The sequence below is a fragment of the Shewanella sp. 10N.261.52.F9 genome (assembly GCF_041471165.1).
Classification (GTDB): domain Bacteria; phylum Pseudomonadota; class Gammaproteobacteria; order Enterobacterales; family Shewanellaceae; genus Shewanella; species Shewanella marinintestina.
In genome coordinates, this window is record NZ_JBFRNX010000002.1 from 6,475 (window position 1) to 20,971 (window position 14,497).

The window sequence follows — 14,497 nt, forward strand, 5'->3', positions numbered from 1 at the left end:
GGCGGTGGTTCAGGTGGCGGCAACGGTGGTGAGTCAGGCGGCGGTAGCGGTGGTGGTTCAGGCGGCGGTAACGGCGGTGGTTCAGGTGGCGGTAACGGCGGTGGTTCAGGTGGCGGCAACGGCGGCGGTTCTGGCGGCAACTTTGATGATTCATCTTGGTTATATACCGCAGCTCTGGAATACCAGTACCAAGGTAATAACTATGGCGTGACGCTAGGTGGTGCCTTCCATGATCAAGACCGTGTCAATGAGTCTGAGAATGACTATTCAGCACAATTATCTGGTTACTGGCAAGTATTAGAAGATACGCGAATCAACATGGGGGTGGCTCGTAAAGTCCGCTTCCCATCGATGCGTAACCTTTACGCACAATCTTCAGGTAATGCAGAGTTACAAGCCGAGACTTCTGAGCACTATGAACTAGGTCTATTGCAGCAACTTGGTTATTCAACTGAGCTAAATATTGCTGGTTATTACACTGATGCTGAAGATTATATTGCTAAAGATCTTGATGGCGTTTACCAGAATATGGGGCGTTACGGTTTTAAAGGTGTTGATCTACAGCTAGAAAATAACAGCTTTGACGATCTATCTATGACTTTCTCTTATAGCTTCTTAGATACTGAAGATAAGAGTGCTGAAGAAGCGATGCAAACCTTGGAATACCGCCCGAAGCATCAGGTTCGCTTTCAAGCTGAATATACCTTGCCATTCAGCATGCGCGTTAACTTAAACGTAGAGCGCATTATGGATCAGGTGTATTACGCACAGCATAAAGTGGGTGGCAACAAAGTATTAGTTGAGCAGCAGTTAGATGACTACACCTTAGTTGATCTTAACCTTGTGCAGCCGTTTATGGATGACAAGCTAGAAGTGTATTTAAGAGCGACTAACCTACTCGATGAAAACTACGACCAAAGTGAGGCGTTGCCGCAAGCTGGTCGTCAGGTATTCATCGGTATTAACTGGCAAATCTAGGTCTTTCGGGGACTATTATGAAACTCATAGCATTAGAAGGGATTCACTTTGGCTATGGCTCGCACCAAGGCGAGATCTTGGACGATCTCAATTTGGTGGTTAATCGAGGAGAGTGCCACTGTATTAATGGGCCAACAGGTTCTGGTAAATCCAGCCTGTTGCACTTATTAGCTGGGGAGCTTTGTCGGCCCTATGAGGGGGAGGTTTATCGCCATCCCTCATTATTGGTCGGTTTAGTCATGCAAGATCCTAACGTGCAAGTATTACGTCAAAGCGTAGGAGCAGAAATTGCCTTCGCTTTGGAAAATCTCGGCATTGCAGCCGAGCTGATGGTTGAAAAAGTACAACAATCACTAAGACGAGTTGGACTGTACATTAGTTTAGATACCCCTGTGGAAGTACTCTCTTTGGGGCAAAAATATCGTTTAATGATGGCGGCGCAATTGGTGTTTAAACCATCGTTATTACTACTTGATGAACCTTGGGCACAGCTAGATGACAATGGTGTTTCTGAGCTACAAGCAGTGCTTAAAACCTTGTTACACGAGGGTGTGGCTGTGGTTATGGTTGAGCATAATCCTAGTGCATTTGCGTCCTTAGTCGACTATCTCTGGGATCTAGAAAACGGTAATTTAACCGCAACAAACTTAACTGTAGATGCTTTGGCTTTGACTCATTCAGAACCAAAGCACTCTTCAGTGAATATCCAGCATAAAGCTACCGCACAGTCTGCATGTCTGGTGAAGATAAAGGCCCATCAGTTTAGATTCTTAGAGCAAGAATGCCTATTTAATTGTCCGCAAACATTGTCGCTTTATAGCGGTGAGATAGTTGCTTTGGTTGGTGATAACGGTGCCGGTAAAAGTAGCTTGCTCAAAAGCCTTGCAGGTATTCAGGCAAACACTGCCACATTGCCGATTTCAGTTCTAGGTAAGCGGCCACAACTTGGTATTTATGGTGCTGATCTGGGCTTATTAATGCAACGGCCTAATCGGCAGCTGTTTGAGCAAAGTGTTTTGGCAGAACTAGAGTTCAGCTTGAAGCGCTTTAAATTACCTTTATGCCGTGCCGAGCAGATTTTACAAAGACTAGGCTTAACACATTTAGCCCAATGTTCACCGCATAAACTGTCATACGGTCAACAGCACATTATCGCACTGGCGTCTTTGGTGTGCCTGCAGCCCAAAGTGTTACTACTTGATGATCCATTTGCTGGACTTGATAAGCAGCATATTGAAAAAGTAGTGATGCTATTGGAGCAACTTAAAGCCAAAGGTAGCGCTATTTTGCTAACTAGTCACCGCTGCGCGTCCAGTTTAGCTGTTGATCGTTATTGGTTAATCGAGTCGGCAGTCTTACGTGATGGTGCCGGGCAGGTAGAACATTTCAATGTGGGCTAAACGTACAGCGACAGGGGCTAAAAAGCCCCTTGGGACCTTATTAACTGCAACACAGTATTGCGCTTTTGCTTTAGTGTTGAGCTTAGTTTTGTCTAGCTGCGCCTTTTTCTTACCCAATAGCGGTTTAGGTTGGTTGCTGTTGGTGGATGGCATTTTGGTTATCCATGGTTTGTACCTTAAAAATAAGATCACTGCACTGCTTAGAGTCGGTGTTATCCAGCTAGCGCTAACTTTACCACTATATTATTTGTTGCATGGTGAAGCGCAGTTACTCGACGGTGCGATTGTGGTGCTGCGGGTATTCTTAGCCATGCTTCCGGGCTGGTGGCTGTCGAGCACTCAAAGCCCTGAGCGTCTCGGCGAGGTATTGAGTTGGGGGTTACCGTCTAAATGGGCGTTTGTTATTGCTGCGTCTATTGGTCTGCTGCCTTACATGATGCAAGAGACAAAAGAGATCTACGCCATTCAATGCCTTCGCGGCGCAAGTATCACACCTAAAGCATTACGCAACCCTAAAAATTGGCCTGAACTTATCTACTGCGTAGTGCTTCCTGTGCTCATTCAATTATTAAAGCTGTCTAAACAGATGGCAAAAGCAGCCAAGTTACGACACTTCGGCAAAGTTAATCAACCAACCCATTGGCCTGCAACAAGAGAGGATGAATGAAGTCACCATTCGATTTACAAGATGCCCTATTTATCGGCTTCTGCGCCACATTATTAGTTGTACTGAAAAGTATGTTGCGACTCAAGCTTGGCTTAAGTGGCCACTCAATGTTTCTAATGACCTTCTTTTATCTTATCTGTTACGGCGCAGTGGGTCGTGTTGGCAGTATCACCGCATGTGGTTTATTGGCTGGTCTAGTCGCCATGATGCTGAGCGTCGGCAAAGGTGGGCCGATGATTTTACTTAAGTTTGGTTTGCCAGCGATGGCGATGGATCTTGCTTTACTATTTATGTCTGGTCTATTTAGCTTGCGTTGGCAGAGCATCATTTTGGCGTTAATTGGCTGTCTTGCATGGGCGAGTAAGGGTTGGATAGGTAACTTGCTTGCGGGTATGAGTGGCCAAGTTGCACTAGTGCAATTTGGTATCAATTTCTTACAAGGTGCAATGTTTGCAGTGGCTGCAGCGCTGCTGGTGCCTCCGGTATTACGGCGCCTCGATGCCCATGACTTGTTACACCGAAGCCTGACAGACGAAAAATAACGATTAAACGATAGCAAATAAATTATAAGGGTTTTAGATGAAAACGTGGCTTATCTGTATAGATGATACCGATGATATTGGCACTAAAGGCACAGGTGAAATCGCCGAGGAAATTGTCGCTAAGCTTATTTCTGCTGAATGTGGTGCAGTGCAATCTAAACGAGCAATCACCGAGTCTGTGACTAGGCATCAGCTATTTGTACATCCTGATATTCCTTATACCTCACATAACAGTGCTATGTGTTTTCAAATTGATAGCGCGTTGGGCTTGGAGCAGATCAAACAAATCTGTGTCGCCCATTTAAAGCAAGAGTCGGCAGCGGCTGCAGATCCGGGATTAGCCATTTTGGATTTAACTTCTGATTATAACCAGCCGCAGTTAATCGCTTTTGGTCAGCAATCTAAGGTTGAGGTTAAGACCAAAGAGCAAGCTTATAGCTTGGCTACTGAATTAGGGGTCGATCTGTCAGAGCATGGCGGCACAGGTCAAGGCATTATTGGCTCGTTAGCTGGGTTAGGTTTGCGCCTTAGTGGTCAAGATGGACGGGTAAAAGGTCAATTGCAGTTAGGACTGCATATCGATGAGTCTACGCAAGTGCAGATGAACGTGGCTGATGTGTTAGCAAATACTGGGTTACAGGCGGTAATTTCTGTTGATGGCGAACGTCTGGCAGATGATCAGGTTCTGACACTAAGAGGTAAGATTAAAGCCGTATATTGCCAATATCAGTTTGCATTGCTGGTTGCTCAAGAGGCGGGTCTTTGGGTTAATGCTAGTAAGCAACAGCTGAAGTCTTACTAAATAAAGGGAGGCTTAAAACGGTGGCAATGAAAGAGTCCTTAGATAAACACAACACTAATACCGAGCAGTCGCCAGAAGAACCTATGCTTAAATGGTTTACACCTGCTGGCACCCAATGGCAGTTTAAGTTTGGTTGTACTGATTATGCCGCCGCGCGTGAGGCGGCGGCACAATGTTCGATATTTATGAGCGACGATGAAGATGAACACACTGATAATGTTTTTCGTTCTTGCTATAACTGCATGTATCGCCGCTGGCAGCCAACGAGTTTTCAGTGCTACAAGCGGTATGCTGAGTCGTAAAATAGTTTAATTAATTGCTTAAAATGTAGCATTTTTACGGTATGGATACGTTGTATTAGCGAAGATTAATTAACATTATCTATAGAGATTTTATAGTTCACGGAATAGAATGGTCAGCTTCTCACAGAAAATAAAAACGGACTCAGTAAAACTGAGCCATAAGATAATAATACTGTGGGGTTAACGGCGAGAGATTATCGCCGTAATTAAGACCTAAATTTTACGGGGATCTAAGAGATAATGGCTGATTCATCTGAATCCGTTCGCTTATTAAAAATACCTGTGGCTGAGCTTAAAGTTGGGATGTTTGTTGAGGCTATCGATAAAAACACCAGCAAAGTAAACATTGCCAATGCCGGACAAATTCGCAGTACTGAAGCGATACTCAAGCTACATAAAAGCCAGATAACTCATGTGTGGGTGAACGGTGAACGTTCGTCACCAGATCTTGGCTTGGGTCGCAGCGTTATCGACGCTAAACCAGTAATTAAAAAAAGACCTGTCGATCGCGAAACAACACAAAAACAAGCTAAAGAATTAATGGTTGAGGCTAAAGATCTCATCCATAAAGTGCTGTCTGAAACTTTTGAGGGTAAAGCCGTTGAGGTTCAGCCCTTTGAAGCATTAGCCGACAACATGATCGAGTCGGTAATGCTCGATGCTGATGCACTAAAGTGTGTGTCGGCGCTGCGTTCTAAAGATGCTTACCTGCTTGAACACTCGATTAATGTCGCTTTTTTGTTGGTGACATTTGGCCGTTATCTTGATTTTGATACCGATATGCTAAGACAGTTGGCAATTGGTGGCATTTTGCACGACATCGGCAAGATCAAGGTCGATAGTCAGGTTTTAAATAAGCCTGGCAAACTAACCGCTGAAGAATATGAACATGTAAAGCTGCATCAAACATACGCGGTTGAGATCATGTCTCAAACTAAAGGCTTGTCGCAAATCAGTAAAGATATCAGCCTGATGCACCATGAAAAGCTTGATGGCAATGGTTACCCTAGAGGCTTGAAAGGTGATGAGATCCCAATTCATGGCCGTATGAGTTGTATTGTTGATATCTTTGATGCGTTAACGGCAACTCGTTGTTATAAAGAGGCGATGAGCCCAGCAGCCGCGTTTAAAATCTTAATTAGTTTGACGCCATTTCATCTAGACCAAAAGCTAGTGTATGAGTTTATACGCTGCGTTGGTGTTTACCCCGTTGGCTCATTAGTGCAGTTATCTGATGGCAGAGTCGGTATTGTTTGGGCTGCGAAAGGGCGCGACGCTTTGCACCCAAAAGTGAAATGTTTCTATTCAATTAAAAATAAATGCTACACCAAGGTTGAGATTGTCGACTTGCTGAGGTCGTCTTTTAATATTGAAAAGGGCATTTCACCACGCAGTTTAGATATCGATCCAACACCGTTTTATTAGCACAGCTTCATTCTATTAAAAGCGCCTTCTTTGGCGCTTTTTTGTTGTTTACCGACAGGCTTAATATCCACCTTAGTAGCGGTATAAGATCCCACTAAGCGACAGAGTTTGAACTGTCTCTTATTTTGATGAACGATTTTATTTTTATAATACTAATCATTGAATTAATTACTAATTAGTCTGACTAAACCCTCATATTGATATTGATGGGGATAAAAATGCAACGTAGACAGTTTATAAAGGGCGCTTCGCTATTAATGGCTGGGGGGGTCATGACACCTATGCTTCAGGCGAAAACGATTTCACACCCTTTAGTTACTGAAACGCCTTTTACCCAAGGTAAATACCGTATTCTAGCGTTAGTATTTGATGACTATGAAACCTTAGATCTTCATGGTCCGGTTGAGATGTTAGGCCATATGCCGAACACCGAGATAAAGCTAGTGGCGGCGAAGGAAATTGTTCGTAGCTATCAAGGCCCAAGAGTGCTAGCAGATTGCTTAACGAGCAACACTTATGACTGCGATCTGTTGCTTATTCCTGGTGGCTTAGGTACGCGTGATTTAGTGAGTGATATCAGCCTACGTCAATGGCTTAACTTGCAGACTGCTCGCAGCCAGAACGTGTTTACTGTATGTACCGGTACAGCTTTGCTGGCGATGACTTCAGTGCTTAATGATCGTAAAGCTACCACCAATAAAATGGCATACCAGTGGGTGACATCATTGAATGCAAAGCCTAATTGGCAACCAAAGGCTCGTTGGGTATTTGATGGTAAGTTTTTAACTTCATCAGGGGTTTCTGCTGGTACGGATGCAGCATTGTTTTGGGTCAAACATTTGCATGGTGAAAAAGAGGCTAAGCGCATTCAAACCTTAACCGAATATCAGTGGAATGATGACCCTAATAACGATCCTTACGCAGTCAGTTAACTTACATAGAAGCCACTGCTTTATAAGTAAATCATCTAGCCTTAGCTGATATTGCTATTTATTAGTAATAAAGGATCTTGGCGCGATCGAGTACTAACACCAATAATAGCTATTCATTCACCTGCCTTAGAGGGGAGATTACATTGAATAACTGGCTAATATTATTGTGTTGCACAGTGTTAATTGCAGCCTCTTTGCTAACTAGTGGGCTTACGCGCGCGTTAATCGATTTAGGCGCATTTAGTTGCTTACTTGGCTTATTATTTTGGCGAAACAATAACAAAAAACAGCGCTCATAGGCGCTGTTTTTATATAGGCATTATCGCTAAAAGAACGTGTTAATAGCTAATGGCTAGCAAGAATATACGCTAGCGAGCTGCTGCCGATGGCTAACCACAGCAGCACGCCTAAAATCAGTGGTTTAGGCCCAGTCGATTTCATCTTCTTAATGGTGATCCCCGCACCAATCAAGAACAGACACACTACCAATAAGCGCTTTGATACTTCAAACACTGCTTCATATACCACTTGCCCTTGGGGTAGCCAGTGGGCAATGGCAATGGCTAAGCAGTAGAAACCGATAAAGTAGGGGATAGCGATCTTGTTCTTATTGCCTTTAAACAGGATGGCGCTGATTAACGCGATAGGGATAATCCACAGCGCGCGTGCAAGCTTAATGGTGGTTGCTGTTGTCAGTGCTTCGCTGCCGTAGGCTGAAGCCGCGCCGACAACTGATGAAGTGTCGTGAATCGCAATTGCGCTCCACACGCCAAAGTCATGCTGGCTAAGCGATAACGCATGACCGATAGCGGGAAATACAAATAATGCAATCGAGTTAAGAATAAATACTGTGGCTAAGGCAACAGCTGTTTGTTCGCTGTTAGCTCGAATGGCAGGTGAAACTGCCGCAATCGCACTGCCGCCGCAAATCGCGGTGCCTGAGGCAACCAAATGGCCGGTCTTTGCATCGAGCTTAAGTAGTTTGGTTAAGCCAAAGCCTAGAACAAGGGTTAATACAATCGAGCCTAGAATGAGGGGTAAGTTTTGTAGGCTGATACTGACGGCGGCATCTAATTGAATGCCAAAACCTAACCCAACGATAGAGTAGGCTAATAACTTCTTCGTCAGTGCGCCAAGGTGGATTTGATCCGGTGCCCAGCCAATGCTGGCAAGCGTAAACCCTAAAATGAGCGCAACTGGAGACGATACCATCGGCATTAGGCAAAGTAGGCCAACTAAGATAAATAGCGCTAAATGGATTTTGTTTGGGCTTTCGCTGGTCATGAATTTAATAATTAAAGGCTGCTAGTCAGCCTTTAATTATAGCTGCGCAACTGTGTTTAATAAATTAAATACGCTTTACGGTTAGGGTAAGAAAAATTGAATGTTAAGAAGGTAATAGGATAAGGCGAAGCAAGGTCCTAGGCCCTACGAAAAGATAGATCCTAAGTACGAGGTTCTAGGTCCTAGGTCCTAGGAAAAGCTAAGAAGGAAAAGTAAAGAAGTTCCGTGGGGCAGCTTTTGATGTGCTGTTATGCTTTTCCTAGCAGCCAACTTGTTGGCGTCCTCGCAGTGAGATGCGAACGCCCTATAACCTATCAGGACGACGTCCGTCCCTTCTTTTAAAAACAAAAAAAGCCGCTAAAGAGCGGCTTTTTAGAGGGTGAAGTCAGAGACTTATTTAGCAGTGCTATGCATGCCTTCCCAAACGATTTGACGGTAACGGTCTGGGTTAGTGTCACCTTCAGTGCTGAACAGCATGATAACTGCATCTTGGTCTAGACCAAGTTGAATACGGTATTCGCTGTACTCTTCACGGCTAGCTAGCATGTAAAGTAGACCTAGCGTTAGAGCACCTGACTCACCGCTAACCACTTTGGTGTCGCCAGTTAGTGGGTTGCCCAGTACGCGCATACCTGTTGCAGTCACTTCGTCTTCAACTGATGCGAAGAAGCTGCTGCACTGCTTTAGGATTGGCCAAGTCACAGGGTTAGGCTCGCCACATGCAAGACCTGCCATGATAGAGTTTAGCTCGCCAGTAACAGCAACCATTTCGCCTTTAATGCCTGAGTTGTAGATACAATCAGCTTTTGCAGGCTCTGCAATAATAGTCTTGAAGTTAGCTGCGCCAACTTTGTCAGCGAAGTAGCCTAATAGGCCGCCAGCCATAGCACCAACACCCGCTTGTAGCATTAGGTGAGTTGGTTTAAGACCCATAGCTTCAACTTGCTCTTGCGCTTCAACAGCCATAGTCATATAGCCTTGCGAGATCCAAGTTGGGATCTTGTCGTAACCTTCCCAAGCGGTATCTTGTACTAGCATCCAACCGTTTTCAGTCGCGGTTTGGTTAGCAATACGTACGGTGTCATCGTAGTTACAGTCAGTAACGATACACTCAGCACCTAAGTTTTGAATACGAGTGACGCTTGCCTGAGATGAACCTTTTGGCATGTAAACAACAGCCTTTTGACCCATTTCACGTGCAGCCCAAGCTACACCAGTACCGTGGTTACCAGCAGTTGCAGTAGCGAAAACCAATGGCGCGCTTAGTTTAGCGGCAACGGTTTTCATATCAATTTCACTGATATCTACATTTAAGTGCTCAGCAAGTTGCTTACCTAATGCGTAAGAACCACCAAGTACTTTAAAAGCGTTTAGACCGAAACGGTAAGATTCGTCTTTAACCAGAATCGCTTTAACGCCTAGGCGCGCAGCTAGCTGCTCTAAAGAGACCAGCGGTGTTGGCTGGTAAGCTTCGATCTGCTGGTGGAATTGACGAGTTTTTTCAGCAACTTCAGCTGTGAAAAGGTCAGAAGTCTCGCCGTTAAAGAAATCATTTTGAGTCAGCTTTAGCATAGTAACCACTATATATTTTGAACTGGGGGAACTGCTGCCCATTTAACTCTTATGGGTAAATGGACAGTCAGATTGACCTAAATTAGCCGTTAATGGCCAAATTCAAGTTATTTGATGAAAGCGATCGCTTCAACTTCAACTAGTGCGTCTTTTGGTAGACGAGCAGCTTGTACACATGAACGAGCAGGAGCTGCTTCAGTACCGAATACTTCAGTGTAAACTTCGTTAAATACAGCGAAGTCTTCCATGTTAGCTAGGAAACAAGTTGTTTTAAGTACAGTGTCAGTACCTGCGCCAGCTTGCTCTAGAACGGCTTTAAGGTTCTTTAGAGATTGGTAAGCTTGCTCTTTAACACCACCTTCAACGAAAGCCATAGTCACTGGATCAAGCGGTAGCTGACCAGAGGTGAATACTAACTTGTCGAAAGCAAGAGCTTGAGAGTATGGACCAATTGCAGCTGGAGCATTTTCAGTATGGATTACAGTTTTCATAGCGTTGTTATCTCGATAATTAGGATTTAAATTCACGGATGTATTTGTACACCGCATGTTTGGTAATGCTTAAATGGTTAGCAACTATGTTAGTTGCTTCTTTTAATTCAAAGATGCCGTTATCAAACAACACCTTAGTAATAGCTTTATTGCGACCTTTCAGATTGACGCTGTCATCAGCCTCGACTTCTGCAATCGCGTGGTTTAGCGCTTGCTCAACCACATCTCCAGCCGATGCGCTGAAGTTTTCTGTCATATCAAAACTGTGATGCTGGGTTGTATCTGGCATCAAGGTTTTAATGATTTCAGGGAACGGGTACGACAAGTTCATGTTTACGCAAAACATGCCAATTGGTCGGCCTTTCTCGCCCTGTAATATGCAGGTGCTCGACTTCAACATCTCGCCACCTTTGTTATTACTAAAATAACTCTTAGGTGTTAACTCGCCCGTTTGTTCGTACTGGCGCAGCATCTTTAAGCCTAAGTCGGTGATCGGCGATCCCACTTTACGACCGGTATGGTGGCCGTTAACTATTTTTACGACTGACTGTTCAAAGCTTTCTAATGAATGGATCACGACTTCACAGTGAGGGCCTATTAGATCGGCCATGCTTTCAGCTAAATGGAAATAGCTTTGCAGTAACTCACGATCTCTAGGTGTAAATTCCGTTTTAAATGCCTGTTCTGCCGCTTTGATCATTTCAGATTACTTTTGTGAACTATATATGCCGTTATTGTCAACTTTTTGGGTTAACAATTCAACCCTTGAATCAACTTTATGTAACTATGGGACGTTTTTTTGCGGTTTTAAGCAAGTTAAATTTAACTATGGTTTAAAATATTTGACTTTGGTCATGATTTTTCTGTTTAACAGCATATCCTGAGTTAACAGATTTTGACTATGAGATATGCATCACATTTTTAAATCCAGCAAACAGTATGATGCGCACCAAGTTAACGATAGTTGACTAAAACTGATTTCCGGTCACTTTAGTGACCTTTTGGCAAATAGGCCAGTTTGTGGGATGTGGAGATAAAAATGAAAAGCATATTACAGCGCGGATTTACAACAGCTGAATTTGAAATGCGTGCAACTAAAGCACAGCAGAAAATGCGTGAGCTAGAAGTAGACGCCATTATATTAACTACCGAGCCTAACGTACGTTACTTTTCAGGCTTCCACACTCAGTTCTGGCACAGCCCTACTCGTCCATGGTTCCTAATCCTTCCTGCAGAAGGCAAGCCAATCGCTGTCATCCCTGAAATCGGCGCCAGCGGCATGGCGGGCACTTGGATTGAAGATATTCACACTTGGGCGTCACCACGTCCAGAAGACGACGGTATCAGCATTGTAGCTAGCGTACTTAACAGCCTACCTTCGCGCTTTGGCCGTGTGGGTGCAACCCTAGGTATTGAGTCTCACCTACGTATGCCAGTTGCTAACTACCTACAGTTAACGACTTTAGTAAGCAAAGAATTCGTTGACGTTTCACTAGCTGTTCATGAGCTTCGCCAAGTTAAGTCTGAAGCTGAAATTGAAAAAGTACGTGAAATCTGTCGCATCACTAACGTGGGCTTCGACAAGATCCCAGGTTACGCAAAAGCGGGTATGACTGAGCGTGAGATCTGTAAGCAGTTCGGTATCGACATGCTGATGGAAGGCGCTGATGAATGTCCATACATCATCGCAGGTTCAGGCCAAGACGGTTACGACAGCATCATCATGGGTCCAACAGACCGCGTAATCGAAGACGGCGACGTATTAATCATCGACACCGGTGCTGTACGTGACGGTTACTTCTCAGATTTTGACCGTAACTGGGCATTTGGTCACGCAAGTGAGCAAACTAAAGCAGCTTACCGTGCAACTTACGACGCAACTACAGCTGGTTTTGACGCTGCACGTCCAGGTAACACCACTTCAGACATCTACAACGCAATGTGGAAGGTACTAGAAGCAAACGGTGCACTAGGTAACGATGTAGGTCGTCTAGGTCACGGCTTAGGTATGGAGCTAACTGAGCGTCCATCTAACACCGCAACTGACAACACATTATTAGTACCAGGCATGGTGATGACACTAGAGCCAGGCATGGTTTACGCACCAGGTAAGTCTATGGTTCACGAAGAAAACATCGTGATCACCGAGAACGGTGCTGAGTGGTTAAGCAAGCGCGCTGAACCAGAATTATTGATTATCAAATAACTTAATATAGCCTTTGATTTCTCCGGAGGGAGCCGGAGAAATCATTACTAAAGAGAATCTCATTATGATGAGTTTTGAAGCCTTTACCTCGTTTGAACAGCCGCTTGAGCATAAGCAGGCGCCAAGAATTAACCGCGTACACATTGGTTTAGTGCAGTTAAGCACTGACCACAGTCTAGAAATGGACTGGGCTAAGTTACTCGGTACTCAAGCAGGCGTATTTAGCTCACGCGTGTATTACTCAAGCGAAATGACTCCTGAAGCACTTGATCAAATCGCTAGCGGTATCGTTGAAGCGTCTGACTTGATTGCCACAGGCTTACCTATGGATGTGATGGCATTTGGCTGCACATCAGCTTCAATTATTATCGGCGAAGAAAAAGTTGCTGACTTATTGACTCAAAACCGTGGCGACATCCCAGCGACTAACCCATGGACAGCAGCAAAAGCGTCATTCAAGCATTTGAACGCGAAAAAGATTGCTGTGTTTTCTCCTTACCCAACTAGCGTTAACTACCCACTGTACCAGCAGTTAACTGATGCAGATTTTGACGTAGTAACACTAGGTTCATTAGGTATCGAACGCGATACCGACATCACTTTAGTGGCTAAAGAATCTATGTTCGCAGCACTAGAGCAGATGCTAAAAGATTCTGACGCAGAATTAGTATTTATGTCATGCACTAACTTACGTGTACTTGATTATATCGAAGAGATCGAAGCCAAATTCGGCATTCCAGTTGTGTGCAGTAACTCTGCCATGTTCTGGCATGCAATGCACCTAACCGGCAACGTGGCTCAATGCCCAGGTTACGGCAAACTACTTAATAATCAAACAGCTTAAGCTGTTGACTACCGATACAAAATTGTTGGAAGAATAATAATGACTAATACACAAAAAGGTTGGATGGCTGCGATTTTCGTTGGTCTGTTATGGGGTATCCCGTGGATTGTGGGTACACCAATTCTTGAGGTGATGGATCCACAAGTACTTGTTTGGTTACGTTACACGGTTGCATTTATTACACTAGGTTTGATTTTCAACATCGGTCTTGCAACGGGCAAGATGACTAAAAAAGCCGATTTCAAGCTTAACTGGGAAAACCGTAAGGACATCTTCTGGGCTGCATGTTGCGGTATCATTGGCCAAGGTTCTTTCAGCTTCCTATCATTCCTATCTTTGGATTATATTACCGCCTCTGAAAACGGCGTGATCCAAGGTTTGATCCCAATCCTAATCTTAAGTGTTGGTTTCCTGCGTCACGGTGAGCGTTTCACTGTAATGCAAATCATGTGTGCACTAGGTGCTTTCCTAGGTGTGGCGATTCTAGTGATGGATCCACAGTCTGAAACGCAAGGTTTCAACATTGGTCACCTAATCTGTTTCGGCTCAGCAGCAAGCTTTGCAACCATGGCTTATGCTCGTGCCAAACTGGCTGACAAGTACGGTTCAGTTGCAACTATGTTCCACCAGTTTGTATTCGCTGCACTTGGTTTTGGTTTGTACCTGTTCGTAGTTGGCGCTGACTTTAGCTCTGCATTGAACGTATTCAGCTCGCCACTACGTATCCTATGTATCGTTATCTTAGGTGTGTGTATCTCAGGTATGAGCTACCTAGTTTACATCTACGGTATGGAGCGTGTAGGGGTTGACGGTACCGGTATGGCGCTAAACCTAATGCCACTATCTTCATTCATCCTAGCGGTATTTGCTCTAGGTGAGCAGGTAACACCAATGCGTTTGATTGCTATCGCAGTGGTTATTACTTCGATGATTGCCTTCATGAAGTTGGGTAACAAGAACAAGGCAAAAGCGGAAGAAGTTGAGTTGCCTATCGCACCTAAGCCATGTCGTAGCCAGTAACTGAGTAATCAGTTAGCAAATTAAATCAATTT

Annotated in this window: 15 protein-coding genes; 11 read left to right on the forward strand and 4 right to left on the reverse strand. The window is 44.4% G+C overall.

All coding sequences use genetic code 11. From position 1 onward, the window contains the following. The 8 genes from AB4298_RS01995 to AB4298_RS02030 form a co-directional block, all read left to right on the forward strand. The coding region (locus AB4298_RS01995) for a TonB-dependent receptor plug domain-containing protein (RefSeq protein WP_371985583.1) at positions 1–978 on the forward strand (978 nt) is incomplete at its 5' end. A 17-nt stretch (positions 979–995) separates the two neighbouring features. Continuing rightward, complete coding sequence (locus AB4298_RS02000) at positions 996–2,378, forward strand: ATP-binding cassette domain-containing protein (protein ID WP_248999878.1); 1,383 nt, start codon at positions 996–998, stop codon at positions 2,376–2,378. Beyond that, positions 2,368–3,045, forward strand: a complete 678-nt coding sequence (locus tag AB4298_RS02005) for an energy-coupling factor transporter transmembrane component T (protein WP_248999877.1) — start codon at positions 2,368–2,370, stop codon at positions 3,043–3,045. The genes AB4298_RS02000 and AB4298_RS02005 overlap by 11 nt, the downstream gene beginning before the upstream one ends. Further along, positions 3,042–3,587, forward strand: a complete 546-nt coding sequence (locus AB4298_RS02010) for a core component of ECF transporter (RefSeq protein ID WP_248999876.1) — start codon at positions 3,042–3,044, stop codon at positions 3,585–3,587. Before AB4298_RS02005 ends, AB4298_RS02010 begins: the two co-directional genes overlap by 4 nt. A gap of 37 nt (positions 3,588–3,624) precedes the next feature. Continuing rightward, the gene (locus AB4298_RS02015; protein ID WP_248999875.1) at positions 3,625–4,389 is read left to right on the forward strand and encodes a DNA-binding protein; all 765 of its coding nucleotides are present in this window, start codon (positions 3,625–3,627) and stop codon (positions 4,387–4,389) included. 26 nt (positions 4,390–4,415) lie between these two features. After that, positions 4,416–4,691, forward strand: a complete 276-nt coding sequence (locus tag AB4298_RS02020; protein ID WP_371985584.1) for a hypothetical protein — start codon at positions 4,416–4,418, stop codon at positions 4,689–4,691. A 240-nt stretch (positions 4,692–4,931) separates the two neighbouring features. Continuing rightward, positions 4,932–6,116 (forward strand): HD-GYP domain-containing protein, encoded by a 1,185-nt coding sequence (locus AB4298_RS02025; RefSeq protein ID WP_248999873.1) that lies wholly within the window; start codon positions 4,932–4,934, stop codon positions 6,114–6,116. A gap of 218 nt (positions 6,117–6,334) precedes the next feature. Further along, the gene (locus AB4298_RS02030) at positions 6,335–7,048 is read left to right on the forward strand and encodes a DJ-1/PfpI family protein (RefSeq protein WP_371985585.1); all 714 of its coding nucleotides are present in this window, start codon (positions 6,335–6,337) and stop codon (positions 7,046–7,048) included. 345 nt (positions 7,049–7,393) lie between these two features. On the opposite strand, the gene AB4298_RS02035 is transcribed toward AB4298_RS02030, so the two are convergent. From AB4298_RS02035 to AB4298_RS02050, 4 genes are all read right to left on the reverse strand, one after another. Further along, positions 7,394–8,332 carry a YeiH family protein gene (locus AB4298_RS02035; protein ID WP_371985586.1) on the reverse strand — a complete coding sequence of 313 codons (939 nt, stop codon included), beginning with the start codon at positions 8,330–8,332 and terminating at the stop codon, positions 7,394–7,396. 393 nt (positions 8,333–8,725) lie between these two features. Further along, positions 8,726–9,904 carry a diaminopropionate ammonia-lyase gene (locus AB4298_RS02040; protein ID WP_248999870.1) on the reverse strand — a complete coding sequence of 393 codons (1,179 nt, stop codon included), beginning with the start codon at positions 9,902–9,904 and terminating at the stop codon, positions 8,726–8,728. A gap of 107 nt (positions 9,905–10,011) precedes the next feature. Then, positions 10,012–10,395 carry a RidA family protein gene (locus AB4298_RS02045; protein WP_012157267.1) on the reverse strand — a complete coding sequence of 128 codons (384 nt, stop codon included), beginning with the start codon at positions 10,393–10,395 and terminating at the stop codon, positions 10,012–10,014. A 19-nt stretch (positions 10,396–10,414) separates the two neighbouring features. After that, a complete protein-coding gene (locus tag AB4298_RS02050) occupies positions 10,415–11,095 on the reverse strand; it encodes a helix-turn-helix transcriptional regulator (protein WP_248999869.1) in 681 nt (226 codons plus the stop codon). 339 nt (positions 11,096–11,434) lie between these two features. Between AB4298_RS02050 and AB4298_RS02055 the strand changes: the two genes are divergently transcribed. From AB4298_RS02055 to AB4298_RS02065, 3 genes are all read left to right on the forward strand, one after another. Next, on the forward strand, positions 11,435–12,601 hold the full coding sequence (locus AB4298_RS02055) for a M24 family metallopeptidase (protein WP_220782606.1): 1,167 nt from the start codon (positions 11,435–11,437) through the stop codon (positions 12,599–12,601). A gap of 64 nt (positions 12,602–12,665) precedes the next feature. After that, positions 12,666–13,445 (forward strand): maleate cis-trans isomerase family protein, encoded by a 780-nt coding sequence (locus tag AB4298_RS02060; RefSeq protein ID WP_220782605.1) that lies wholly within the window; start codon positions 12,666–12,668, stop codon positions 13,443–13,445. A 39-nt stretch (positions 13,446–13,484) separates the two neighbouring features. Beyond that, positions 13,485–14,465: a DMT family transporter gene (locus AB4298_RS02065; protein ID WP_248999867.1), complete on the forward strand. Its 981-nt coding sequence runs from the start codon at positions 13,485–13,487 to the stop codon at positions 14,463–14,465. Positions 14,466–14,497: the final 32 nt, after the last annotated feature.

Bases quoted from the DNA above. Each gene is read 5' to 3' on its own strand.
- AB4298_RS02000 (WP_248999878.1), top strand. From the start codon at position 996: ATGAAACTCATAGCATTAGAAGGGATTCACTTTGGCTATGGCTCGCAC.
- AB4298_RS02005 (WP_248999877.1), top strand. From the start codon at position 2,368: ATGTGGGCTAAACGTACAGCGACAGGGGCTAAAAAGCCCCTTGGGACC.
- AB4298_RS02010 (WP_248999876.1), top strand. From the start codon at position 3,042: ATGAAGTCACCATTCGATTTACAAGATGCCCTATTTATCGGCTTCTGC.
- AB4298_RS02015 (WP_248999875.1), top strand. From the start codon at position 3,625: ATGAAAACGTGGCTTATCTGTATAGATGATACCGATGATATTGGCACT.
- AB4298_RS02020 (WP_371985584.1), top strand. From the start codon at position 4,416: ATGAAAGAGTCCTTAGATAAACACAACACTAATACCGAGCAGTCGCCA.
- AB4298_RS02025 (WP_248999873.1), top strand. From the start codon at position 4,932: ATGGCTGATTCATCTGAATCCGTTCGCTTATTAAAAATACCTGTGGCT.
- AB4298_RS02030 (WP_371985585.1), top strand. From the start codon at position 6,335: ATGCAACGTAGACAGTTTATAAAGGGCGCTTCGCTATTAATGGCTGGG.
- AB4298_RS02035 (WP_371985586.1), bottom strand. From the start codon at position 8,332: ATGACCAGCGAAAGCCCAAACAAAATCCATTTAGCGCTATTTATCTTA.
- AB4298_RS02040 (WP_248999870.1), bottom strand. From the start codon at position 9,904: ATGCTAAAGCTGACTCAAAATGATTTCTTTAACGGCGAGACTTCTGAC.
- AB4298_RS02045 (WP_012157267.1), bottom strand. From the start codon at position 10,395: ATGAAAACTGTAATCCATACTGAAAATGCTCCAGCTGCAATTGGTCCA.
- AB4298_RS02050 (WP_248999869.1), bottom strand. From the start codon at position 11,095: ATGATCAAAGCGGCAGAACAGGCATTTAAAACGGAATTTACACCTAGA.
- AB4298_RS02055 (WP_220782606.1), top strand. From the start codon at position 11,435: ATGAAAAGCATATTACAGCGCGGATTTACAACAGCTGAATTTGAAATG.
- AB4298_RS02060 (WP_220782605.1), top strand. From the start codon at position 12,666: ATGATGAGTTTTGAAGCCTTTACCTCGTTTGAACAGCCGCTTGAGCAT.
- AB4298_RS02065 (WP_248999867.1), top strand. From the start codon at position 13,485: ATGACTAATACACAAAAAGGTTGGATGGCTGCGATTTTCGTTGGTCTG.